This window comes from Arminella tubonensis (genome assembly GCF_003240585.1).
GTDB classification, from domain to species: Bacteria; Pseudomonadota; Alphaproteobacteria; order Rhizobiales; family Rhizobiaceae; genus Rhizobium; species Rhizobium tubonense.
The window spans coordinates 615,376-639,189 of sequence record NZ_PCDP01000035.1; the positions used below are offsets into that span (position 1 = coordinate 615,376).

Genomic DNA, 23,814 nt, shown 5'->3' on the forward strand with positions numbered 1-23,814 from the left:
AAAGGTTCTTCACAAACATCGGACTGTCAAGAAGGGACCACAGAATGAAACAAAATTTTGGCTTTTTGTTGAGTTATGCTGAGGCAAAATGTGACAAATGACCGAATTTTTTACCAAAATCGCATCAGGACGCTTTCCGCGCCTCGAAATTTAACTTAAAAAATTTTAATTGGCGAAGCTCCTCAGAGGGAATTTAATGTCAGTCTCCGATCAGAATCCGGCGCACGCCAACCACCGTGAACGCGAGATCCTGGAGGAACTGCGCCTTGCCGGCGGCGCCAGTCGCATCCAGTTTCTGGCGGAACGGCTGGCGGTCTCCGAGGAGACGATCCGGCGCAACATCCGCGCGCTCGAAGCCAACGGGCTGGTGACGAAAGTGCATGGCGGCGTCCACATCAAGGACTCTGCCGTCGAGCAGCCGCTGCACTATCGCATGAACGAGAATCCGGAAGCCAAGCGCCTCATCGCCGCCCGCGTCGCCGGGATGATTCAGAACGGCGATGCCATCTTTCTCGACATCGGCTCCACCACTGCCTTCATCGCCGTGGCGTTGCAGAAGCACCAGAACCTCTTCATCGTTACCAACGCCGTCTCAGTTGCCCATACGCTGGCGACCCGAAACGGCAATCGCGTCTTCTTTGCGGGCGGCGAGTTGCGCGGCCATGATGGCGGTGCCTTCGGCATGGAAGCGATCAATTTTCTGCGCCGCTTCACCGTCCGCCACGCCGTACTGTCGGTCGGCGCAGTCAACGCCACCTCCGGCTTCATGTTGCACGATTTCGACGAGGCCGAATATTCTCGCGAGGCGGCGAGAAGGGCTGAACACCGCGTGATCGTTGCCGACAGCCACAAGTTCGGTCGCAGCGCCCCGATCGTCATCGACGACCCATCGACTTACGACATGTTGGTCACTGACGAACGTCCGCCGGCCGATATCGAGGAAATGCTGATCCGCAACCAGGTCGAGCTCGTGGTCGCCGGTAGAGGCGACTAGTCCCGCTTCAGGCCCGAGATGGGAGCGACGGGGCGACGCACATCGCCTCCAGCGTTGCCGCAGCCTTGCTGGCATGTCTTTCCTTGTGCCGCAACAAGCGAAAGTTTCTGATCGGCAGGTCAAAGGCGGCCTTGGCGAGGCGGCCTTCCTGCAGATAAAGGCCGGCCGCAGCACTCGAAATGGCGGCGGCACACCTCCCCGATCGAACGGCCGACAGCACCGCCTCGTTTGACGGCAGAACCAGCGCCACCTGAAGTTCTCCGGGCGACCGGCCGAGCTTGGCCAACGAGCTTTCAAATTCGGAACGCGTCCCCGAACCTTCCTCACGCATGACCCAGAACGTATCCGCCACGAGATTTTCGACGGAAAGCGGCCGTCCGTCAGCCCAGTCATGCTCGGGCGCCACCACGATTACCAGAGCGTCCCGCCCGACGATGCGCGAGGACAGGGCTGGCGCGTCGAATTCGCCCTCCACAAAGCCAAGCTCGGCCTCACCCTCGATCACCGCCTCGGCCACAGTGCGCGTGTTGCCGATCGTAAGATCGAGATCGATGCCCGGATAGTCGAGATGAAAACGCATCAGAAAGGGTGGCAGCCAATAGCTGGCAATGGTCTGGCTGGCATAGATGCTGAGTTTGCCGCGCTGCAATCCGCCAAGTTCGGATAGCATCAGCTCGGCCGAGCGCACGCGGGCAAGCGTCGCTTTCGCCTCCACCAGAAATGTCCGGCCAATGTCGGTGAGCTCGATCCGCCGCCCGACACGGTGAAAAAGCTCGACGCCGTAGAAGGCCTCGAGATTCTTGATCGACGCGCTGACTGCCGACGGCGTCAGCCGGATGGCCTCCGCTGCCCGCGTCAAATGCTCGCGCTCGGCAACCGCGACGAAGATGGCTAGCTGTTCGAATGTCATGGCAGATCGTTCTATTTAAACGAACGAAACGTAGCATTTTATTCGATAGATGTCGACGATCGAAGGTGAGACATTCCAGCCATCGCTAAATCTCCGCAAATCGAACGGCAAATCGTCATGCCCATCCTGCATCGAATCCACCTCATGCTCCCCGGTCTCGCACTCTGTGTCGCGGTTGCAGTTCTGGCCTGCCTCGGCGAACGGCTCGAGATTGTTGTTCTCGGAAGTAAATGGATTGAAAGCCTAGTCCTCGCCATCGCTCTTGGCATCGCCATCTGCAGCGTTCGTCCCCTGAAACCGTCGCTACGTCCCGGCATCGACTTCAGCGCCAAGATCCTGCTGGAAATCGCGATCGTCCTGCTCGGTGCCTCGATCAGCCTGTCGGCCATCCGCGGCGCCGGCCTTGCACTTATCGCCGGCATCGCGATCGTCGTGCTTCTGTCGATTGTCGCGAGCTATGGCATTGGCCGCGCGCTCGGTTTGTCGTCGAAACTGGCGGCCCTGATCGCCTGCGGCAATTCGATCTGCGGCAACTCGGCCATCGTCGCGGTCGCCCCCGTCATCGAAGCCGGGTCGGAGGAGATCGCGGCGGCTCTGGCCTTCACCGCGGTCCTTGGCGTCGCGGCCGTCTTCATCCTGCCTGCCCTTTATTTCCACGCCGGCATGAGCATGTCGCAATACGGCGTATTCGCCGGATTGACGGTCTATGCCGTACCCCAGGTGCTGGCAGCAACCGCACCTGTCGGCCTCCTGAGTGTCCAGACCGGAGCGCTGGTCAAGCTGGTTCGCGTGCTGATGCTTGGCCCGGTCATCTTTGCCCTTGGCCTCGCCATGAAGAACCAGACCGAGCACCTGCCCGCAGACCATCGCCATGCGCTGGTTCCCTGGTTCATCGGCGGATTTCTGATCATGACCGCTCTGCGCTCGATCGGGCTCATTCCGGAAGCGCTACTCGCTCCCATGGCGCTTGCCTCAAACGCCCTGACGGTCGTTGCCATGGCAGCGCTGGGATTATCGGTGAACATCCGGTCGGTCGCCCATGCCGGCGGCAGGGTGATGGCGGCAGCAACCGTTTCGCTGGTCGCACTGGGCGGCCTCAGCTACGCGCTGATCGTCGTGCTGCGGATTGTCTGACCACGGCCCGCCGGCTACTGGCCCGTTTGCCGCGCGGCATCGGGGGATTGCCGGTCGCGAACCAAGGCAAATATATCTGCCGCCGGGCCTGGATAGCCGAGCGCATAGCCCTGAAGGCCATCACAGCCCATGCGGGCCAATAGCCGCGCGTGCTCTTCGGTTTCGACGCCCTCGGCGATCACCTCGACGTTCAATGCCTTGGCAATCTCTACGATGGAGGCAACGAGCCGGCGTTGCTCGTCGGAGGTTGTGATGTCGAATACAAGCTGACGGTCGATCTTCAAACGCTTTGGCCGGAGCTTGATCAGTCCGATCAGCGAGGCGTGACCCGAGCCGAAATCATCGATCTCGACATCGATGCCCATCAGCTTGATCTGTTCGATATTGGACAGCACCGTGTCGTCGCTGTCATCGAGGAAGATAGTCTCCACCAGTTCGAAGACGATCGTCCCGCGCGGAATGTCGAGCTTCAAAAGGCCTGCGATCAGCTCCGGGTCGCCAAGGCGATTGGCGGAGATGTTGACCGCGATGCGTGGCGGAACGACTCCGCTCCGCTCCCATTCGGCCCGGTCCAGCAGTGCGCGACCGAGTACGGCAGCGTCGATCTCTGCCGTCAGCCCGTACTCGTCAGCCACCTTGAGAAAAGCGCCAGGCGCCAGAAGGCCGTGTACCGGATGCTGCCAGCGGGCGAGCGCCTCAAGCCCGAAGACCCGCCGCGTATGGGCGTCCACCTGGATCTGATAGAAAGGGACGATCTCATCCCGTGCCAGCGCCAGCTTCAATTCCTCTGCAAGCTGTCTTTCTCCCTGCAGGTCCGATTGAAGCTTCAGCGTGAAAAATTCGACACGATTTCGTCCCAGCTTTTTCGCCTGGTAAAGGGCCAGGTCGGATTCAGCCAGCAGATTGTCGGCATCGCCACGGTCGCTCCACGCGACACCGATCGAGGCCACGGTTTGCAGAGTTTCCGTACCAAAGGGAACAGGTCTCCGTAGCCGCACCAGAATGTCTTCGGCGATCGCGCTCAAGACCTCCGCGTCGCCGAAATTGACGAGCACGACGACGAATTCATCGCCGCCGATGCGCGCCACCATATCTCGGTCTGAAATAACGTCCGACAATCGTGCCGCCATGCTCTGCAGCATCGCGTCACCCGCTGCGTGTCCCGCCTTGTCGTTGATTTGCTTGAAGCGATCGAGGTCGATGTGCAGCACCGCCAGAGCTTTGACATCAGGGGCGTCGTGCAGCACAGTCATCTTGCGGTCGAAATATCGCCTGTTCGGCAGGCCGGTCAGATAGTCATGGTCCGCCGCATGCTCGACCCTGATCTGGCTGCGTTCGAGGGCTTCGGCCCGCGCCTCCGCTACGCTTTTCTGGTCGGCAAGCTCCCGGTTGAGCCGCACATCCTCAGTGACGTCCCATTCGGCTCCGATGAACGAGGGCGCGCCTCCGGGTCCCTTGAAGAAGTGCGCCTGGGACCGCAGATAACGAGTGTCGCCACTCGGCAGGACGATCCGGAATTGTGAATTGTAGAGGCCCTTTGCAGCGACGGCGGCATCGAATTCCGCCAATGCCCGTTCACGGTCATCAGCGTGGATCAAATCCATCCAGACTGTGGACGCCACCTTCCGCTCTTTGCTGCCGGTGCCGTAGAGACGGTGCATCTGCAGATCCCAAAAGATCTCATCCGTGTCGAGGTTATGTTCCCAGACGCCGATTTGAGACGCACCCATCGCCAATTCCAGCCTCCTTAAGAGATTCTGGAATTCTTGCTCCGATCGGCTGCTTTTCGTCTTCGACCCGGAGATTGTTGGTTCCTCGCGACGCATGGGGAGATTGTAGTGCCGGGCGACAATGTAACACTTTAATCATTAATGATCATTAATTACACACCATGCAGACCTACGAGTTCTTGTCTACAACTTTTGATAGAGCGCCATCAATGATTGTGTCTCGGGGGTTTCAGTACGATTCGCTGAAACTCGGCTGCCCCTTCGATCACCGCCCCGTCGGATAGCTGTGTCACCGATGCCCTGTACATACGTTGCCAAGGCGTCGCGTCGGCGGGTACAGGCGGAATCCCGTCTCCCTTTCTACGCTCGATCTCCGCATCGTCGACCAGCATATTGCAGAGACCCTGGTTGAAATCGATCCGAATAACATCGCCGGTCCGAAGCCAGGCAAGTCCACCGCCTGCAGCGCTCTCCGGCGATGCATTGAGTATGGAAGGGCTGTCGGCAGTCCCCGACTGCCGTCCGTCGCCGATGGTCGGCAGGCTTCTGATGCCGCGCTTCAGCAGCGCGTCCGGCGGCTGCATGTTCACGACCTCCGCCGATCCAGGCCAGCCGATCGGCCCCGCGCCGCGGATGACGAGAATGGTGTTCTCATCAATACCGAGGGTCTCGTCGTTGATGCGCCCGTGGTAATCTTCCGAACCGTCGAACACCACGCAACGACCCTCGAACACCCCTTCGCGACCTGGCTCCTGCAGATAGCGTCTACGGAAATCGTCGGAGACCACACTCGTCTTCATGATGGCGAAATCGAACAGATTGCCCTTTAGCACCAGAAAGCCGGCCCGTTCCTTGAGCGGTTCGGCAAACGGACGAATAACCTCGCGGTCCGTCGCCTCGCGGCCCCTGAGATTATCGACCATCGACTTGCCCGTCACGGTGGGACAGTTGCCGTCGAGGTGGCCGGCCTGCAGCAATTCCCACATGACCGCCGGCACGCCGCCGGCCCGGTGAAAGCGTTCGCCGAGATAGGCCCCCGCCGGCTGCACATTGGCGAGCAGCGGAATGTCGAAGCCATAGACTTGCCAGTCCTCGGGATGGAATTCGACACCCGCGTGCTTCGCCATCGCCGCCAGATGCGGCTGCGCATTGGTCGAGCCGCCGATGGCGGAATTCACGCGGATGGCATTGAGGAATGCCTGACGCGTCAGGATGTCGGAGGGCTTGATGTCTTCGAGCACGAGTTCGACTGCGCGCCTGCCGGTTCGATAGGCCACCTGGCCCCTCTCGCGATAGGCAGCCGGAATGGCGGCCGACCCGGTCAGCGACATGCCGAGCGCTTCGGCGAGCGCGTTCATGGTCGAGGCTGTTCCCATTGTGTTGCAGTGGCCTATCGAAGGAGCCGAATCCAGCGCTATCTGCAGGAATTCCTCCTCGTCGATCTCCCCCGCCGCAAGCCGGCGCCGCGAACGCCAGATCGCCGTGCCGGAGCCTGCAAGCTCGCCCTCGTGCCAGCCGTCGAGCATTGGCCCGCCGGAAAGGACGATTGCGGGAATATCGACAGTCGAGGCCGCCATCAGCGCCGACGGCGTGGTCTTGTCGCAACCGGTCGTCAGCACGACTCCGTCGAGCGGGTAGCCATAAAGGATCTCGACCAGCCCGAGATAGGCGAGATTGCGGTCGAGCGCCGCAGTCGGCCGCTTGCAGTTCTCGAACATCGGATGCGTCGGGAATTCGATAGGAATGCCGCCGGCGTCGCGGATGCCGTCGCGCACGCGCTTGGCAAGGTCGATGTGGTGGCGATTGCAGGGTGTGAGGTCGCTGCCGCTCTGTGCGATGCCGATGATCGGCTTGCCCGAGCGCAGTTCTTCAGGCGTGATCCCATAATTCATGAAGCGCTCGAGATAGAGCGCCGTCATGTCGATGTGATCGGGGTTGTCGAACCAGTCCTGCGAACGCAGACGGCGCTTTGCCTTGCCGGTCTCGGTCATGCTGTCAGTTCCCCTTTTCACGGGCATTCAATTTTTCCAGATGCAGCAGCAGGCCACTATGATCCACCTCGCCGCCGCCGTCCGCAACGAACGCAGCGAACTCCGCGCGCACCGCTTCGGTCAACGGTAGTGTAAGCCCGAGGCCTTCGGCAGTCGCAACAACGGCATTCAGGTCCTTGAGTTGGTTGTTCGAGGATCCGCCCGGCTTGAAGTCGCGGGAGACCATCCGCTGGCCATGCAGTTCGAGGATCCGGCTTTCGGCAAACCCTCCACGAATGGCATTGCGAAATGCCTCGGGCGAACCACCACCAGCCTCGATCATTAGCATCGCCTCGGCAACGGCGCCGATGGTAACGGCGACGATCTGCTGGTTGCCAAGCTTTGCCAGTTGCCCGCTGCCATCAGGGCCTACATGTGTCACCCGACCCATGGCAGCAAACACCTCAGCCAGTTCCGCTACATCGGAAGCATTCCCCCCAGCCATGATCGCAAGCGTCCCCGCAGCAGCGCCGACGACCCCGCCCGAAACCGGGGCATCGATATGGCGAATGCCGATCTCGCTGAGCCTTTTGGAGTGCTCTCTCGCGACAGGTGGCGGTATCGAGCTCATGTCGATGACAGCCGCGCCCGGCGTCAACGCAGCCGCGACGCCGCCTTCGAACAGGACCTGGCCAACCGCATCGCCATTGGTCAGCATCGTGATGACGATGGAGGCGCCCTTTGCAGCGTCCAGCGCTGTCGTCGCGACGATCGCACCGTCGGCAGCGAGCGGCGTGGCTTTGGTCACGTCGCGGTTCCAGACGGTAACCGGGAAGCCGGCACCAAGCAGGCGCCGCGCCATGGGCGCACCCATCAATCCTGTTCCGAGGAAAGCAATCCGAGGCTTTGCGTCCGCCATCAGAGACTTCCTCCAAGCTCGTCCTCGATATGCACGCGGATGATCTCGTCGAAGGAATTCTCCGCCGTGAACCCGAGTTCGGCCGCCCGTTTTGCCTCGAAGCCCTGGGGCCAGCCGGAGACGATCCGCATGATCAATTCGTCCGGTTCGCGACGGATGAGCTTCACGGCCTTGTCGCCGGCGACCCTGCGTAGGGCCTCGATCTGCTCGCCGACGGTGGCGCTGACGCCTGGCATGGCGAGATTTCGCTGCGCGCCGAGTGGCGTCAGGTCGATGGAGGCCGCATGCACCAGAAAGCCGACCGCCGAGCGCGGTGACGCATGCCAATGGCGAACCTCATCCGGCACCGGCAACACCGCTTCCATGCCAACTAGCGGTTCGCGAAGAATGCCGGAAAAGAACCCTGATGCAGCCCTGTTGGGCTTGCCGGGACGAATGCAGATCGTCGGAAGGCGAATGCCGATGCCATCGAAAAAGCCCTTGCGGCTATAATCCGCCAGCAGCAGTTCGCTGATCGCCTTCTGCGTACCGTAGCTTGTCAGCGGCGTCAGGTTGAAATCGTCGGGAACGGGATAGGGAAAGGGCGAGCCGAACACCGCGCAGGAAGACGTGAAGACCACCCGCGGCTTGTAGCCATCCTCGGCATTGGCAGCCCGGATTGCCTCGAACAGCAGGCGCGTCCCGTCGAGATTGATGGAGTAGCCCTTTTCGAAATCCAGCTCCGCTTCGCCCGAGACAATGGCGGCAAGGTGGAAGATCACATCGGGCCGGCGGGCAATGATCTTTTCGGCGGCACCGGGCACGGAGAGGTCCCTTGCGCGCGCCTTAACCTTGCCTTCGAAGCCCTCCGGCTTGGCCGGTTCGATGACGTCGACAAGCGTCAGCCGGGTGACATCGCCCTTGCCGGAAAGCCCCTCGGCCACCAGCCGCGCGGTGAGTTTTCGACCAACCATGCCGGCTGCCCCGATGATCGCAATATGCACGGCATCCTCCTCACGAACGATCGTCGAAAGCCGCTCCCCGCGCTCGACGTACGTCAATCATTTTCACTATGTGTTTGATAGACCCAACATAGCCGCTTGCAAACCGGTTTCCGCCTGGCTTGGACAATTCGCCGCGAGTGCCGATCAAAAGCGAAATGGGCGGACCCTTTCGGGTCCGCCCATCACACGCCTGGGAGGAGGTCGGCCGCCAGACATGAACCCCTATTCGGCAGCCAGCCGGATGATGTCTGCGGTATGCTCCTCATGCTGCTTCAGCGGACGGTTGCCGGAGAGCTTGCGGATGACCACGTAGAACACCGGCGTCATGAAGATGCCGAAGAATGTAACGCCGATCATGCCCGAGAACACCGCAATACCCATCGCCGCACGCATCTCGGCACCGGCACCGGTCGAAGTCACCAGCGGCACGACACCCATGATGAAAGCCATTGATGTCATCAGGATCGGCCGAAGACGGAGCCGGCTCGATTCGATCGCCGCCTGCACCGGTGTCCTGCCGTCGAACTCCAGTTCGCGAGCGAACTCGACGATCAGGATGGCGTTTTTCGCCGAAAGACCGACCAGCACCATCAGCCCGATCTGGGTGAAGATGTTATTGTCGCCTCCCGTCAGCCAGACGCCGAACAGCGCGGCCAGCACGCCCATCGGAACGATCATCACGATCGCCAGCGGCAGAGCGAGACTTTCATACTGCGCCGCGAGCACGAGGTAGACCAGCAGCAGCGCCAGCGGGAAGATGATCACGCCCGAGCTGCCGGCGAGGATCTGCTGATAGGTCAGGTCGGTCCACTCGTAGGAAACGCCCTTGGGCAGAGTTTCGTTGGCGATGCGTTCGATCGCAGCCTGCGCCTGGCCTGACGAGTATCCCGGTGCCGGGCCGCCGTTGATATCGGCGGCAAGGAAGCCGTTATACCGCGTCGTGCGTTCGGGTCCGGTGCTGGCCTCGACCTTCAGCAGTGCCGAAAGCGGGATCATCTGGCCCGATGCAGAGCGCACCTTGAGCTGACCTATATCGTTCGGATGGGCACGGAACTTGGCATCGGCCTGGACACGGACGCTGTAGGTGCGGCCGAAGGCATTGAAGTCATTCACATAGAGCGAACCCAGGTAGATCTGCAGCGTATCGAAGACGTCGGTCACCGAGACGCCGAGCTGCTCAGCCTTGGCGCGATCGAGATCGGCGAAGAGCTGCGGCACGTTGATCTGGAAGCTCGAGAACAGTCCGGCCAGTTCAGGGGTCTGGTAAGCCTTGGCAAGGAACGCCTTGTTCGCAGCATCCAGCGCCTGATAGCCCAGACCGGCACGGTCCTCGATCTGCAGCTTGAACCCACCCGTCGTGCCGAGACCCTGGACAGGCGGCGGCGGGAACATGGCGATGAACGCATCCTGGATGCCGGCGAACTTCTGGTTCAACTGCATCGCAATCGCACCGCCCGAAAGGTTCGGCGTCGTCCGCTCCTCGAACGGCTTCAGCGCCACGAAGACGATGCCGGCATTCGAAGAGTTGGTGAAGCCGTTGATGGACAGGCCCGGGAAGGCAATCGCGTGCTCGACGCCCGGCTGCTTCAACGCGATCTCGTTCATCCGCTGGATGACGCTTTCGGTCCGGTCGAGCGTCGCGCCATCAGGCAGCTGCGCAAAGCCGATCAGGTACTGCTTGTCCTGCGCCGGCACGAAGCCGCTTGGGACCGCCTGGAACATGAAATACGTGGCGCCAACCAAGGCGATGTAGACCAGCATGACCAGGCTCTTCAGCGACAGGATACCGCCGACGCTCTTGCCATAGCCGTTCGACCCGGCCTTGAAGACGCGGTTGAAGCCGCGGAAGAACCAGCCGAACATACGGTCCATGGCACGGGTCAGCCAGTCCTTCGGCGCGCGATGGTCACGCAACAGAAGGGCCGCCAGCGCCGGCGACAGCGTCAGGGAGTTGAAGGCCGAGATGACGGTCGAGATCGCGATCGTCAACGCGAACTGGCGATAGAACTCGCCCGAAAGGCCGGAGATGAAGGCGAGCGGCACGAACACCGCCACCAGCACCAACGCGATCGCGACGATCGGTCCCGAGACCTCTTTCATCGCCTTGTACGTCGCCTCACGCGGACTGAGTCCGTTCTCGATGTTGCGCTCGACATTCTCCACCACCACGATGGCATCATCGACGACGATACCGATCGCCAGCACCAGTCCGAACAGACTGAGCGCATTGATCGAGAAGCCGAACAGATACATCACGGCGAATGTGCCGATGATCGACACCGGAACGGCGATCAATGGAATGATCGAGGCGCGCCACGTCTGCAGGAACAGGATGACGACGAGCACGACGAGCGCGATGGCTTCGAGCAGCGTGTGAACGACCTTGTCGATCGAGGCGCGCACGAACTGGGTCGTATCGTAGACGATCTCATACTTGACGCCGTCGGGCATCGCCGTCTGCAGCTCGTTCATGGTCTTGGTGACCTCGTCCGAGATGGTGATGGCGTTGGAGCCCGGCGCCTGGAACACGGGCACCGCAACGGCGGCCTTGCCGTCGAGAAGCGAGCGCAGCGAATAATCGGCCGCTCCCATCTCGACACGAGCGACGTCCCGCAGACGGGTGATCTCGCCATTCACGCCCGATTTGACGATGATGCTGCCGAACTCTTCCGGCGTCTCGAGACGGCCCTGCGCGTTGACCGAGAGCTGGACGTCGAGGCCCGGAACACTCGGCGATGCGCCGATGATGCCTGCTGCGGCCTGGACGTTCTGCTGGCGAATGGCATTGGCGATGTCGCTGGCGGCAAGCCCACGTTCGGCAGCCTTTTGCGGATCGACCCAGACACGCATCGAATAGTCGCCCGAACCGAATACCTCGACCTGGCCGACGCCCTCGATACGGGCAAGCCTGTCCTTGATGTTCAGCGTGGCGTAGTTGCGCAGATAGGTGATGTCGTAGCGGTTGTCGGGCGAGATCAGGTTCACGACCATCATCAGGTCGGGCGAGCTCTTGACCGTGGTGATGCCGAGATCGCGCACGTTCTGCGGCAGCCGGGGCTCGGCCTGCGAAACGCGGTTCTGCACCAGCTGCTGGGCCTTGTCGGGATCCGTGCCGAGCTTGAAGGTGACGGTCAGCGTCAGCAGACCGTCAGATGTGGCCTGGCTCGACATGTAGAGCATGCCGTCGACGCCATTGATCTGCTCTTCAAGCGGCGTCGCCACCGTCTCGGCTATGACCTTCGGATTGGCGCCCGGATATTGTGCGGTGACGACGATCGACGGCGGCACGACCTCTGGATATTCGGAGATCGGCAACAGCCGCATGCCGATCAGGCCGGCGACGAGGATGAGGACCGATAGGACACCGGCAAACACCGGCCGGTCGACGAAAAATCTGGAAATGTTCATGTCAAATCCCTCTCCAGGGGTGAACGGCGGACCAACGAGGTCCAAGGCCACGCGGCGCCAAGCGCCACGGGCATATTGAATTTCGATGCTAGATGGCCGGGAAGCATGCTCCCCGGCTCAAGGTCGCCTTACTGTGCGGCGGCCACTTTCTGTTCCGGCTGCGGGTCGACCAATGCGCCGGGGCGCACGCGCTGCAGGCCGTTGGTGACGATGCGATCGCCAGCTGCCAGCCCGGATTCGACAATCCGCTGCCCGTCATTAAGATCGCCGAGCTTGATCTCGCGGTAGGCAACCTTGTTATCGGCGCCGATCACCAAGACGAACTTCTTGTCCTGGTCGGTGCCGATCGCCCGCTCACTGATCATCAGCTTGGTTTCCGCCTTGGGCTGGCCCATGCGAACCCGCACGAACTGGCCGGGGATCAGGCGCCCGCCGGTATTGCCGAACACGGCGCGAACGGTGATCGTGCCGCTCGCCGCGTCGACCTCGTTGTCAATCAGCTGAAGCTTGCCTGTTATCGGTGTTCCGTCGTCATTGGCCGTCCCGATCTGCACAGGGATCTGCTCGACCGGAGGCACGACACCGTCGCCGGCGGGAAGCTGCGACAGCGCCTGTGTCACGACCTGCTCGCTTGCGCTGAAGCTTGCATAAACAGGATCGACTGACACCAGCGTCGTCAGCTCCGGCGAAGCTGAACCTGCCGCGACCAGGTTGCCGGCGGTAACTTCGGCCTTGCCGACACGACCGGCGATCGGTGCACGCACCTGCGTATAGTCAAGGTTCAGCTGCGCCGTCTGCAATGCCGCCTGAGCAGCCCGCAGGTTGGCCTGGGCCTCGTTGAATGCCCCGGTGCGCGTATCGAGATCGCTCTGGGAGATGGTCTTGTTGTCGGACAGACGGTGGCCGCGATCAAGCTCGAGCTTGGCAAGATCGAGCCGCGATTCCGTGGCCGTCACCTGCGCTTGCGCCTGGGCGAACGCCGCTTCATAGGGAGCCGGATCGATAGTAACGAGCAGGTCGCCCTGCTTTACCAGCGCTCCCTCGTGAAAATGCACCGCCTGGATGGCTCCGGCGACACGTGGACGGACCTGAACGCGGTCGACTGCTTCCAAACGACCGGAAAATTCCTGCCAGCTGGTAACGTCTCGCGGCTGAACGACCGCGAATGTCACTGGCGTTGCCGGAGCAGCCGCAGCCTTTGCAGGCTCGCTGGCAGCCGCGCCGCGCGGCAGATCGAGATAGAGCGTCGCGCCGGAAACAGACGCAACAAAGCCTATGCCGGCGCCCCAGAGGGCCCAGCGCTTACCGTTGGACTTCATCGTATTTCTCCTTTTGGGCCCCGGCTTGGGACACAGAGCCTCAAATGACTACAGTCTGAATTTACAAACGGGCTGGGCCCGCATTTCCTGGACGAATCCCTTGAAACTTTGACAGACTTCCTCCTGCCAAATGGGTTGATCGCTCGACTGCCCACCATAGATGGTCGGCCAGCCGGTCCCCGCTGGGAGGACCTGCTGGTGAACCGAGACGCCTGCTTTTTTCAACAGGCCTCCATATTCCATGCTCTCGTCGCGGAGCGGGTCGTCCTCGGCCGTCAGCAACAATGCCGGCGCGAGGCCCGAAAGCCGCGAACAGTATCGAGGCGCTGCATAAGGATGACAGACACCGCCCAGGAATCCCAGGTAGCGGTTCCAGCCTTCCGTCCAGCGCTCGCGCATGCCACTCTCCTCTGCCCGTCCAAAGGACTTCGTCCCCATGAAAGGATCAAGCAGCGGCGAGATTAGTATTTGCCCATCGAGCGCGCCCGGCATTTGGTCACGCGCTTTCAAGGCAACGCCAGCGGCAAGATTTCCGCCGGCTTCTTCACCGGCGACAAACAGCAGAGACTTTTTTCCGCCTATCTGCGCGCGCCGGCTGTGGAGACAGGAGAGCAGGCCAAACGCGCATTCCAGCACTTGCGGGAAAACGTTCTGGCTCGGGCTGCTGTAGTCGGCGGCGATTACGATCGCACCGGCTGCAGCAAGGCTCGCCGCGACAGGGCGATTGATCGCCGCCGCCGTGTCGAGAAAAGCACCGCCATGCAGGTAAAGAACCAGCGGCGGCGTCTTGTCGTCACCCTCGCCGTGATAGATGCGGGCAGCCAGCGGTCCTTGGACCACATCTTCCAGCATCACATCTTTCCACGGCGCACTCATCAACCAACTCCACTTCGAAGGATGCCGTCCGGCAAAGGCCATTCCGCATCCATCACTTGACCTGAATATATTGTTATTCCGTTTTCAGCATAAGTGGCTTATATTCGAGCGGACTATTCGAGATCACGAACAATCATATATTTTTGAAATGCCCGGGATTATCAAAGATGGACCAGCTTTCAGCCATGCGGGCCTTCGCCAGGGTCGTGGAAACAGGCAATTTCACCCGCGCCGCCACAACCCTGTCGATGCCGAAGGCGACAGTGACAACGCTGATCCAGTCGTTGGAGCAACATCTCCACACAAAACTTCTGAACCGCACCACCCGCCGCGTCATGGTCACGACCGACGGTGCCCTCTACTATGAGCGCGCCATCCAGATCCTGTCGGAGATCGAGGAGCTCGACGGCAGCGTCAGCAGTTCGCAAAGCCTGCCGAGCGGGCGCCTTCGCGTCGAAATGGCCGGCGCCTTCGCCGACCAAATCGTCATTCCTGCCCTCTGCGATTTCCACGAACGCTACCCCGAAATTCACGTCGACCTCGGCGTCGGCGACCGGCTGGTCGACTACCTCGCCGAAAACGTCGACTGCGCGCTGCGGGCCGGAATGCCGAGCGATCAGTCGCTGATCGCCCGCCGTGTCGCCGAAATCCGACTGATCAGCTGTGCAGCACCGCTCTACATTGAAAAGTTCGGAATTCCCGAACGTCCCGAGGATATCGAAGCAAACCATTTCGCCGTCAGCTATTTCAGGGCACAGACCGGCAAGACCGTTCCCTTCGAGTTCAAGCGCGGCAACGAATCCGTCGAGGTCAGCCCGCGCTATATCCTCTCCGTCAATGACAGCCGCAGCTATGTTTCCGCCGCGATGACCGGCCTCGGCATCGTCCAGGCACCATCCTTCATGATCCGCGAGGCAATCGCGGAAGGAAAGCTCGTCCCCATCCTCACGGATTGGCAACGCAGCCCCCTGCCCCTCCACATCGTCTACCCCCCGAACCGCCACCTCAGCAACAAGGTCCGCGTCTTCGTCGACTGGCTCGCGAAGCTTCTGGTGAGCTCGAAGGTCGGGGATATGTAGGGAGACAGTCGGCGCGGGAAGTCGGCTCTCTCTGTATTTGCAATGAGACCTCTCGCTTAGGGATGGCGGAAGTCCGTGGCATCGAACGATGCATCGCGTTCGCCATAGCGCAGAAATCCTGCAGATCCGAGCGCGACCCTAACCACCCAGAATCGTGGCATGGGAATTGCTTCCTACATTTGTCAGTCGGTCACGGCTGGCTATTCGATAGAATGCTACCCACTGATTTTATTTTATTATTTTTTCCGCGCCCGACCGTTCCCCCGGTCAAAATCGCGCATATTGGAGTATTCAGCATGAAACTACGGAGACAACCCTGTGCGCCTCGCGCGTGCCTCTTTGTTGTGCTGTTTGGCGTTTTGGCAAGCTGCAGCAACGTCGAACAAGAAGCGGCACAAGGTCCAACTTCCGTCCCGGTGCCAACGCTCGCTGCCGACACCGCACCGACATTGACTTTTGCAACGACGCCTGCGCTCGACACGCAGCAAAATATCCAGACTGCAGCGGCAGCCCCTGGTTCGCAAATCCCCTCCGAAGCCGCTATTGGTGACGTTGTCGTGGTCCCCTATACCGAATCGACGCCTGTTACAGGCGGCGGCGAAACAGGTGTAGTCGCTCCCTCCATCGAACCTGCAGTGGGCGCGCCTGTAGCCGGCAAGACGCGGTCGCCGCCGACCAGGGAAAGCGCCGAGACAGAGAATGTGCGTCCGCCAGCCGTACCTTCCACAGCCAAACCTGTCGTCGCAGCCCCGATCATCCTCCAGCCGCGCATGGCCCGCTTTTCCGAAGTGGCGCCGGATACAACAGGAGGGGCAACCTTCCAGGCGTCGGAGGCGCTCTCTTACGATCTGGGCAATCTCGTTGCGGCGACCGGTGGCAATGTCTCGACCTTCAGCGACGACACAATCATCATCGCGCCGGTCAAGGGCTGGCTGCGTTATCCGCAGGCAGCGCTGGATCCGACAGCCCCGGCCCCGTCACGATACCCGATCATCGTCTTCCTTCATGGACAGCACGACGCCAATGCCCCCAATTATCAGGGCTACGACTACATGGCCAAGGATCTGGCCTCGCACGGCTATGTGGTGCTGTCGATCGACGCCAACCGCATCAATGGCGACGCCAGCGGAGGCGATCCGGGCAGCCAGTCGCGCGCCCAGCTGGTATTGGGCACACTGGATCGCCTGCGCCAGATCGACGCGCGAGGTCAGGTCGACAAGGACGGCAACCCGGGCCTGCTAGCCCCGCTGAAGGGCAAACTCGACTTCAAGCGCATCGGCATCATGGGCCATTCGCGTGGTGGGCAGGGAATTTCGAATACCGTGAAATTCAACGCGACCAGGCACAGTATCGGCATCGACGACCTCACCGCTGCCCTGAAGAACCCTTCCCCTGCCCTAGCCGCTGCCTATCCGGATCTGGTAGCCGCCGTCCTTCCCAAGCCAATCACGACATTCGACGCTTTTATGGCCAGAGTGAAACTCGACTGGGGAATTTTTGCCGATTATGTTACTCCCGAGTCTATCGAGGAAAATTTCGGACTGACCCCAACCTCCTCGTCAGCAGCTATCGCCGAGGCTGCGCTCGAAAGTTATGGCGACCCAATCACAAATCCCGCAGTTCTGGCGGCGGCGCTAATTGATCGCAATATCTTCTTCGCTGCAGGCTCCGAAACCACTCCGCCCTACTACTTCAAAGGCGCTTTTATGCTGGCGCCGACAGATTTTGACGGCAATCTCGCCATCAACAATGTGCCTCTCGCAGTATTGCTGCCGTCTTGCGACGGCGACGTGAATGACCTCCAGGGAGCTCGCACCTTCGATCACAACCGCTTTGGCCCCGATACTGATGGAGCACCCCGCTACCAGATATTGGTCAAGGGCACGAACCACAACTTCTACAATACCGTTTGGACGGGCGATGACCATGCCAACTGGGATCGGATGGGCGTCGACAACTACTGCAACGCCGGTCGGAAGGACAGCATTCGCCTGACCGCGGAAGATCAGCGCCGCGGCGGCAACTTCGTCATCAGCTCGTTCATGCGCTACCACGTCGGCGGCGAGCAGAAATTTGCCGCCTATTGGAACGGAACTGCGCAACTGCCGCCTGCCGCTTGCCCATCCGGGACGGATACCTGCGATACCCGTGTATTGCTTTCTATCCAGAAGGGCGACACGCGGCGCAAGGTCATCCAGCGCTTTGACGCAGACGATAGCATCTCGACAAATCTGCTTGGCGGAGCGTTCGTACTTAAGGACTTCGATGTCACAGCCCGATGCGACATGCCCTATGGAGCATACCGGACGGGCGGCAATTGCACACCTTCGCGGCTTCAGGACTTTGAATATACACTTGGTAGTTACTTTAGCCCTGCTAGGGGGCTGATGTCGATCGCCGAACATGCCGAGCTTGTCTGGACGAAGCCGAACGCATCGGTCACCACCGACCTTGGCGGCTCGTCTGCCGCCGGCTACGACTATCTGACCTTCCGCATCGCGGTGGTTCGCCCCTTCGGCCAGGAAGTCGAGGTGACGCTGACCGACACCGCCGGCCATGAAGCAAAAATCCCGGCCAGCGACTACAGCGACGCGCTCTACAATGCACCGCGCCCTAGGGCTGAGGGAATGCCGATGGTCGATGACAACAGCGACACGCCTTTCAACGACGGTCAGGTGCGAGAACTGCTGAACATGGTGGCCATCCCGCTCAAGGCCTTTCAGGGTATAGACACCACAAAGCTCAAGCAGTTGAAGCTCAGCTTTCCGAGGGAAAGTGGCAAGATCGCCATCACCGACATCGAGTTGCAGAACTTCGGCCGCGACAAACCGCAGTCGACTGTAGCGCTGAATTAATGGTCAAAACGTGCCCTGAGATTTGTCAGAAACGCGGCATGGCTTGAACCCAAAACTGATCGGCCCGACTTCAGCAAACTGAGATCGGGCCGATCAACCTTCAGAGCCGCGCATCTGCGTCGGGCTGGTTCCCGTCAGCCTTCGAAACATCGCGATGAACGCCGAGGCGCTGCCATAGCCGAGCTGTCGGCTTATCTCCTGCACCGGGACGCCGGCTTCGAGCAGCGCGAGTGCTGCAACAAGCTTCAACCGTTGCCGCCATTCGTTGAACGACATGCCGAGATCGTCGTGGCAGCGCCTCGAAAGCGTCCGCTCGGTCGTTTTCATTCCCCGTGCCCACTCCGCCAGCGACCGCCGGTCACCAGGCGCTGCCTGCAGCGCGCTCAGCACCGGCTCAAGCAACGCGTCGCCAGACAGTGGCAGATAGCTTTCGCATCGCCGCGCCAGCCGTATCTGGTCGACCAGCACATGGGCCAGCCGCAGGTCTTCTTCGCTCACCGGCAGACGAATGTCCCGTGCCGCAAAATCCGCCAGGATTGCCTTCAGCAAGGGGCTGATGCTTAGCGTCTGTGGACTTTCCGGCAAGCCAGCGCAAAGGGCGCGCTCGACATAGACGGTGACATAGCGAACATCGTGCTGGTTCCACGCCTCGTGCATCGTGTCCGGCGGCATCCAGATGGCGTAATGCGGAGGCGAAAGATAGCGAACGCCTTCGATGTCGAATTCGACGACGCCGACCAGCGAATAATTGAGCTCCCCCCAGCTCTGACGCTTCGGCGGAAAAAACGTGCCGCCCTTGTAGCTTTCCGTCCTGAACGAGACGGGCTGCGGTGGATCTCCCTCAAGGCGGGGCAGTACAGGCGGCATGGCGACATTCCACAATTGGCTTTCCGAAATTCACTATATACCATAATTCGGACAAGAGCTAAAAGCGACACCAACAGGACCGCATGATGCCCGCCTCCCCTGGAGATCGCAGCCGTGAGCACCGACAGAACCATTTACACCACCGCGGAGCCCGTGACGCTTGGCGCAGCGCTGACGCCGCTCTGGACGGTGCTGATCTGGTCCGGCAATGTGGTGGTCACAGAGGCAGCCTCCGGCGTGATCTCGCCGGGCTCCATCTCGTTCTATCGCTGGCTGATCGCCTTCGTCGTGCTCATTCCCTTCATCGGAAAAGCCGCCTGGCAAAACCGCACCGTCCTCATCAGCTATTGGTGGAAGCTTGCCGCACTGGGCGCGCTCGGCATGGTCATCTACCAGAGCCTTGCCTATGAAGCCGCGAAGACGACGACTGCCGTCAACATGGGTGTCATGCTGGCCTTGATGCCGCTGATGTCCGCAGTGCTTGCCAGCATCCTTGCCGGGGAAAGGCTCTCGGCAGCAAGGCTCGCAGGCGGTGCCGTGTCGCTGGCCGGCCTCGTCTACCTGACCTCGCACGGACAGCCGGCAACGCTTCTCAGCGGCGGCTTCCACATCGGCGACGGATTGATGCTGGTGGCGATTGCTGCCAATTCGCTCTACGGCGTGCTTCTGAAGCGCTGGACGATTCCACTCTCCATGTGGCAGCAGCTGTTCTGGCAGATCGGCTTTGCGACGCTCCTGCTCCTGCCGGTCTGGCTGATGGGAACGATTTCGCCGATCACTTCCGCCAACCTCTCTCTCGTCCTTTATGCCGCAATCCCGACGTCGCTGATCGCACCGCTTTACTGGATGATGGGCATCCAGCGGCTGGGCGCGGCGCGAACGGCGCTGTTCATCAATCTCCTGCCGATCGTCGTGGCGGTCCTCGCCTGGGCGATCCTCGGCGAGCAGTTGCACCTCTATCATGCTATCGGCGGCGGGCTGGCCTTGCTCGGCGTCGGCATCGGCCTGCGTCAGGCCAAGGTCGCAAGCGGCGAACCGGTTCCGCATGCGGATCAGGCAGCCTGGGAAACCGAGGAACTATAAGCACGGCGGTTCCATCCGAGAACGCTTCGCTCTAGGATATTGTGTCTGACAGAATCGACGAAACGAAAAGGAACCGCGCGTGCGCATTGCCCTGGAACCGGTGTCATCCCGAACGACGATCCAGGAGGGGGTGTACCAGCAGCTCCGCAACGCCCTGATGGCAGGCAGCTTCGATCCCGGCCAGACGCTGACGATCGCGTCGCTCGCCGAGACCTTCGGCACCAGCAACATGCCGGTGCGCGAGGCGCTGAGACGGCTGGCTGCGGAAAACGCGCTGGAAGTTGCATCCAATGGTTCGGCCCGCATTCCGATCGTCACGGTCGCGCGCCTTGACGACCTCTGCCGCGCCCGCATCGCCGTGGAGGGCCTAGCGGCCGAGCTCGGAGCCCCACGCCTGACCGAAAAGGATATCGCCGTGCTCGAGACCATCGCCGCCGAGCAGCGCGCGATCGGCCGCAACAGTGATATCTATGGCCTGATGGCCAAGAACCAGCAGTTCCATTTCACGATCTACAGCGCCTCAGGCTCCGAAGTGCTGCTGCAATTGATCGAGACCCTCTGGCTCCGCTTCGGCCCCTACATGCGCATGCTGTCCGCCTCGGTGGAACCGCTGATTCGAACCGGCGAGATCGACCCTGCCGATCCGCACCTGGCGATCATCGACGCGCTGAAATCGGGCGATTTCAACCGCGCCCGCGACGGCGTCATCGACGACATCCGCCGCACCCACGAGATTCTCCGCGATTATTGCCCGAGGGAGGAGGAACCCCGTTCAAGGGGGGCTTCAGCCGCGAAGTTATGATCCGGCGCGATTTTGCCTATCCCCTTCTCCCCTCGGGGAGAAGGTGCCCGACAGGGCGGATGAGGGGGCGGCACGGCATCATAATTATTGCTCTTCGCTTGCGCTCAAAGCGTCGCTTCGCTCCTCCCCCTCATCTGTCCCCCGGACATCTTCTCCCCTAGGGGAGAAGGGGACGAAGCGATACCTCGTCATCCTCCTACGACCACGTCGGAAAAACATCGACATCGCCCCACTCGATAAATTTAGTTGAACTCTCAAATATCTTGTGATCAAATGATCACGAACCCCTAGTTAAGTGAGACCCGTCATGAGCGCTGCTGTTTCCAATCTAAAATTCACCGGCGAAAACGGCTTTCCCGTCGATGAAATCCGCAGCATGTTTCCGGCGATCCAGAAGTCCGGCGACTTCGTATTTCTCGACAATGCCGGCGGCGCGCAGGTTCCCCAGGCGGTTGTCGACGCAGTGGCAAACCATCTGATCGACTTCAACGTCCAGCGCATGGCGAAATACCAGCACAGCCAGGGCGTCGACCGCAATCTCGACGAAGCCCGCGAAACCGTCGGCCTGCTCGTCAACGCCTATCGCCCCGAGGAAATTTCATTCGGCCTCAACGCCACCTCGTTCATCCGGCTCGTCAGCCTCGGCATCGCCAAGATGCTGCAGACACGCAATGAGATCGTCGTCACCGACATGGACCACGACGCTAACATCGCCACCTGGATGGCGCTGGAAGCCGATGGCGCCAAGATCGTCTGGTGGCGCATGCGCGAGGACGGCACGCTTCACACCGAAGACCTGAAGCCGCTGCTTAACGAACGCACCCGCCTCGTCGCCTGCACGGTCACCGCCCACTCCATCGGCACCATCGTCGACGTCAAGACGGTCGGCGAACTCGCCCATGCCGCCGGCGCCGAGGTGTTCCTCGATTGCGTTCACTACGGTCCGCACGGCCTGATCGACGTTCAGGACTGGAACTGCGACTATCTGGTCTGCTCCGGCTACAAGAATTTCTCGCCGCACATGGGCTTCCTTTGGGGCCGCTACGACGCGCTGGTCAAGCTGCCGACCTTCAAGGAAGACTTCATTCCTGACGTTCCCCCCTACAAGATCGAAGTCGGCACCTTCACCTATGAAAACGTCGCCGGCATGAACGCCGCGGTGAAATATCTCGAAACCCTCGGCCGCCGCTTCCTGCCATCAGGCGAGCATTCGCGCCGCGAGGCCCTGGTCGCAGCAATGGGCGCCATCCGCGAATATGAAATGACCCTGTCGCGCGAACTGCTGTCGATCCTCAAGCGCCACGGCGCCGTCATCTACGGCATCTCCGACGAGACAAAAGTCGCCGGCCGCGTCCCCACCATCTGCTTCAATATCCCGGGCATTACCCCGCAGCAAATTGCGCAGGAAATGGGCGAAGCCCGCATCGGCCTGCGCGACGGCCACATGTTCGCCCCCCGCCTGATGAAGCGCCTCGGCCTGACAATGGAATCCGGGGCGCTCCGCATCTCCATGGTCCACTACAACAAGATCGAGGAAGCAGCCCGGTTTGACCAGGTATTGGGCGAGATTATTGCTCGGCATCGGTAATAGTAGGCCTCTCGCCAAGTAACCCCCCTCTGCCCTGTCGGGCATCTCCCCCACAAGGGGGGAGATTGCTGGAGCCGAGAGTCGCGTCATATTGATCTCCCCCCTTGTGGGGGAGATGTCGGCCCGGCCGACAGAGAGGGGTCACTAGGCTCGGGGTCAGCCAGTCTGCGCTAGCCTCAAAGCATAACTCGTACTCCTCCCCCCACTAGCCTCGCGATGTAGAACCCCCGCCGCAACTAGGCCATCGATATCCCGCAACGCCGTATCCCCAGAGCATTCTTGCAGCGTCGCCCATTTCGTGGTGGTCAGTTTCCCCTCGAAACCATCAAGCAAGCGGTTCAACATGCTACGCTGCCGCGCGTTGAAATCCGTTACTTCATGCTTCTCCCAGAACCGTGCCTTCACCATAATTGACGCCAGCGTCGTCTCCGCGCCCTCGAAGGCCCGACCGAGGCAGGCGAGAAACCATTCCAGCCATTCGGTGACGTCGAGATCCCCCTTCTGGCTCCTCTCCAGAATATCGTAATAGACTTTTCGCTCGATGCGGATTTGCGCCGACATGCTGTAAAAGCGCTGCGAGGTAGCCTCCGAACGTGCGAGCGCCATGTCGGCGATCGCACGGGCGATACGGCCGTTACCGTCGTCGAACGGATGGATCGTGACGAACCAGAGATGTGCAAGCGCGGCTTTCAACACCGCGTCAACCTGCCCTTCCGCATTGAACCAATCGAGAAACATCTGCATCTCAGGACGCACACGCACTGCTTCCGGCGCTTGGAAATGAACCCTCTCGCGGCCAATCGCACCCGAAATGACCTGCATCGGGCCCGCACGGTCATCGCGCCATGCCCCGGCGGCGATGCGCGCCATGCCACTTCTGCCGGCCGGAAACAAAGAGACATGCCAACCGAACAGACGCTCCGCGTCTAGCGGCTTGCGAAAATTCTTCGTCGCGTCGAGCATGAGCTCAACGATGCCATCGACATCCCGGTCCGACGGAACGAGACCGGCGATTTCAATGCCGAGACGTCTGGCGACCGACGAGCGAACCTGTTGGCGATCAAGGATCTCGCCTTCGATTTCGCTTGATTTGATGATGTCCTCCGTCAGGGTCTGCATGACCGCTTCTGTCTGAAGCGGAAACCCAAGCGACTCCATCTGCCCGATCAGACGACCCTGCCGATGGCGGATAGCCCCCAGCAAGGGCGATAACCGTTCGCTATCCCAACGAAACGCCGGCCAATTGGGTCGATCATAAATAAAACGCGCCATTCTCCGCACTCCTTGCGGAGAATAT

17 protein-coding genes are annotated in these 23,814 nt (G+C 61.0%); 7 read left to right on the top strand and 10 right to left on the bottom strand.

What is annotated here, in order from left to right; all coding sequences use genetic code 11:
* Positions 1–196: 196 nt before the first annotated feature.
* Positions 197–994, top strand: a complete 798-nt coding sequence (locus CPY51_RS14645; protein WP_111160919.1) for a DeoR/GlpR family DNA-binding transcription regulator — start codon at positions 197–199, stop codon at positions 992–994.
* Positions 995–1,001: 7 nt separating this feature from the next.
* Here the strand turns inward: CPY51_RS14645 and CPY51_RS14650 are convergent, their stop codons facing one another.
* Positions 1,002–1,904, bottom strand: a complete 903-nt coding sequence (locus CPY51_RS14650) for a LysR substrate-binding domain-containing protein (RefSeq protein ID WP_111160920.1) — start codon at positions 1,902–1,904, stop codon at positions 1,002–1,004.
* A gap of 117 nt (positions 1,905–2,021) precedes the next feature.
* Here CPY51_RS14650 and CPY51_RS14655 point away from each other — a divergent pair, with 117 nt between their 5' ends.
* Positions 2,022–3,038, top strand: a complete 1,017-nt coding sequence (locus CPY51_RS14655) for a YeiH family protein (RefSeq protein WP_111160921.1) — start codon at positions 2,022–2,024, stop codon at positions 3,036–3,038.
* A 14-nt stretch (positions 3,039–3,052) separates the two neighbouring features.
* Here CPY51_RS14655 and CPY51_RS14660 read toward each other — a convergent pair whose 3' ends face one another.
* The 7 genes from CPY51_RS14660 to CPY51_RS14690 form a co-directional block, all read right to left on the bottom strand.
* Positions 3,053–4,864: a putative bifunctional diguanylate cyclase/phosphodiesterase gene (locus CPY51_RS14660; RefSeq protein ID WP_111160922.1), complete on the bottom strand. Its 1,812-nt coding sequence runs from the start codon at positions 4,862–4,864 to the stop codon at positions 3,053–3,055.
* Positions 4,865–4,974: 110 nt separating this feature from the next.
* Positions 4,975–6,759 carry an IlvD/Edd family dehydratase gene (locus CPY51_RS14665; RefSeq protein ID WP_111160923.1) on the bottom strand — a complete coding sequence of 595 codons (1,785 nt, stop codon included), beginning with the start codon at positions 6,757–6,759 and terminating at the stop codon, positions 4,975–4,977.
* Positions 6,760–6,763: 4 nt separating this feature from the next.
* Positions 6,764–7,657, bottom strand: coding sequence for an NAD(P)-dependent oxidoreductase (locus CPY51_RS14670; RefSeq protein WP_111160924.1), 894 nt, complete (start codon positions 7,655–7,657; stop codon positions 6,764–6,766).
* Entirely contained in the window at positions 7,657–8,640 is a 984-nt protein-coding gene (denD, locus tag CPY51_RS14675; RefSeq protein ID WP_111161013.1) for a D-erythronate dehydrogenase, read from the bottom strand. The genes CPY51_RS14670 and denD overlap by 1 nt, the downstream gene beginning before the upstream one ends.
* Before the next feature lie 222 nt (positions 8,641–8,862).
* Positions 8,863–12,048, bottom strand: coding sequence for an efflux RND transporter permease subunit (locus CPY51_RS14680; RefSeq protein WP_111160925.1), 3,186 nt, complete (start codon positions 12,046–12,048; stop codon positions 8,863–8,865).
* Between the two features lie 128 nt (positions 12,049–12,176).
* Positions 12,177–13,367 carry an efflux RND transporter periplasmic adaptor subunit gene (locus tag CPY51_RS14685; RefSeq protein ID WP_111160926.1) on the bottom strand — a complete coding sequence of 397 codons (1,191 nt, stop codon included), beginning with the start codon at positions 13,365–13,367 and terminating at the stop codon, positions 12,177–12,179.
* 48 nt (positions 13,368–13,415) lie between these two features.
* Positions 13,416–14,243: an alpha/beta hydrolase fold domain-containing protein gene (locus CPY51_RS14690; protein WP_111160927.1), complete on the bottom strand. Its 828-nt coding sequence runs from the start codon at positions 14,241–14,243 to the stop codon at positions 13,416–13,418.
* Between the two features lie 167 nt (positions 14,244–14,410).
* On the opposite strand from CPY51_RS14690, the gene CPY51_RS14695 reads away from it, so the two are divergent.
* Positions 14,411–15,322, top strand: coding sequence for a LysR family transcriptional regulator (locus CPY51_RS14695; protein WP_111160928.1), 912 nt, complete (start codon positions 14,411–14,413; stop codon positions 15,320–15,322).
* 296 nt (positions 15,323–15,618) lie between these two features.
* On the top strand, positions 15,619–18,177 hold the full coding sequence (locus CPY51_RS14700) for a hypothetical protein (protein WP_206607253.1): 2,559 nt from the start codon (positions 15,619–15,621) through the stop codon (positions 18,175–18,177).
* A 93-nt stretch (positions 18,178–18,270) separates the two neighbouring features.
* Here CPY51_RS14700 and CPY51_RS14705 read toward each other — a convergent pair whose 3' ends face one another.
* On the bottom strand, positions 18,271–19,044 hold the full coding sequence (locus CPY51_RS14705) for an AraC family transcriptional regulator (protein WP_111161015.1): 774 nt from the start codon (positions 19,042–19,044) through the stop codon (positions 18,271–18,273).
* A 114-nt stretch (positions 19,045–19,158) separates the two neighbouring features.
* Here CPY51_RS14705 and CPY51_RS14710 point away from each other — a divergent pair, with 114 nt between their 5' ends.
* The 3 genes from CPY51_RS14710 to CPY51_RS14720 all read left to right on the top strand — a co-directional run bounded on the left by CPY51_RS14710 (position 19,159) and on the right by CPY51_RS14720 (position 22,517).
* Positions 19,159–20,127, top strand: a complete 969-nt coding sequence (locus tag CPY51_RS14710; RefSeq protein WP_244598669.1) for a DMT family transporter — start codon at positions 19,159–19,161, stop codon at positions 20,125–20,127.
* 79 nt (positions 20,128–20,206) lie between these two features.
* Complete coding sequence (locus CPY51_RS14715) at positions 20,207–20,929, top strand: GntR family transcriptional regulator (protein WP_111160929.1); 723 nt, start codon at positions 20,207–20,209, stop codon at positions 20,927–20,929.
* 307 nt (positions 20,930–21,236) lie between these two features.
* Positions 21,237–22,517, top strand: a complete 1,281-nt coding sequence (locus CPY51_RS14720; protein ID WP_111160930.1) for a cysteine desulfurase-like protein — start codon at positions 21,237–21,239, stop codon at positions 22,515–22,517.
* Between the two features lie 156 nt (positions 22,518–22,673).
* Here CPY51_RS14720 and CPY51_RS14725 read toward each other — a convergent pair whose 3' ends face one another.
* Positions 22,674–23,789, bottom strand: coding sequence for a Fic family protein (locus CPY51_RS14725; protein ID WP_111160931.1), 1,116 nt, complete (start codon positions 23,787–23,789; stop codon positions 22,674–22,676).
* Positions 23,790–23,814 lie beyond the last annotated feature (25 nt).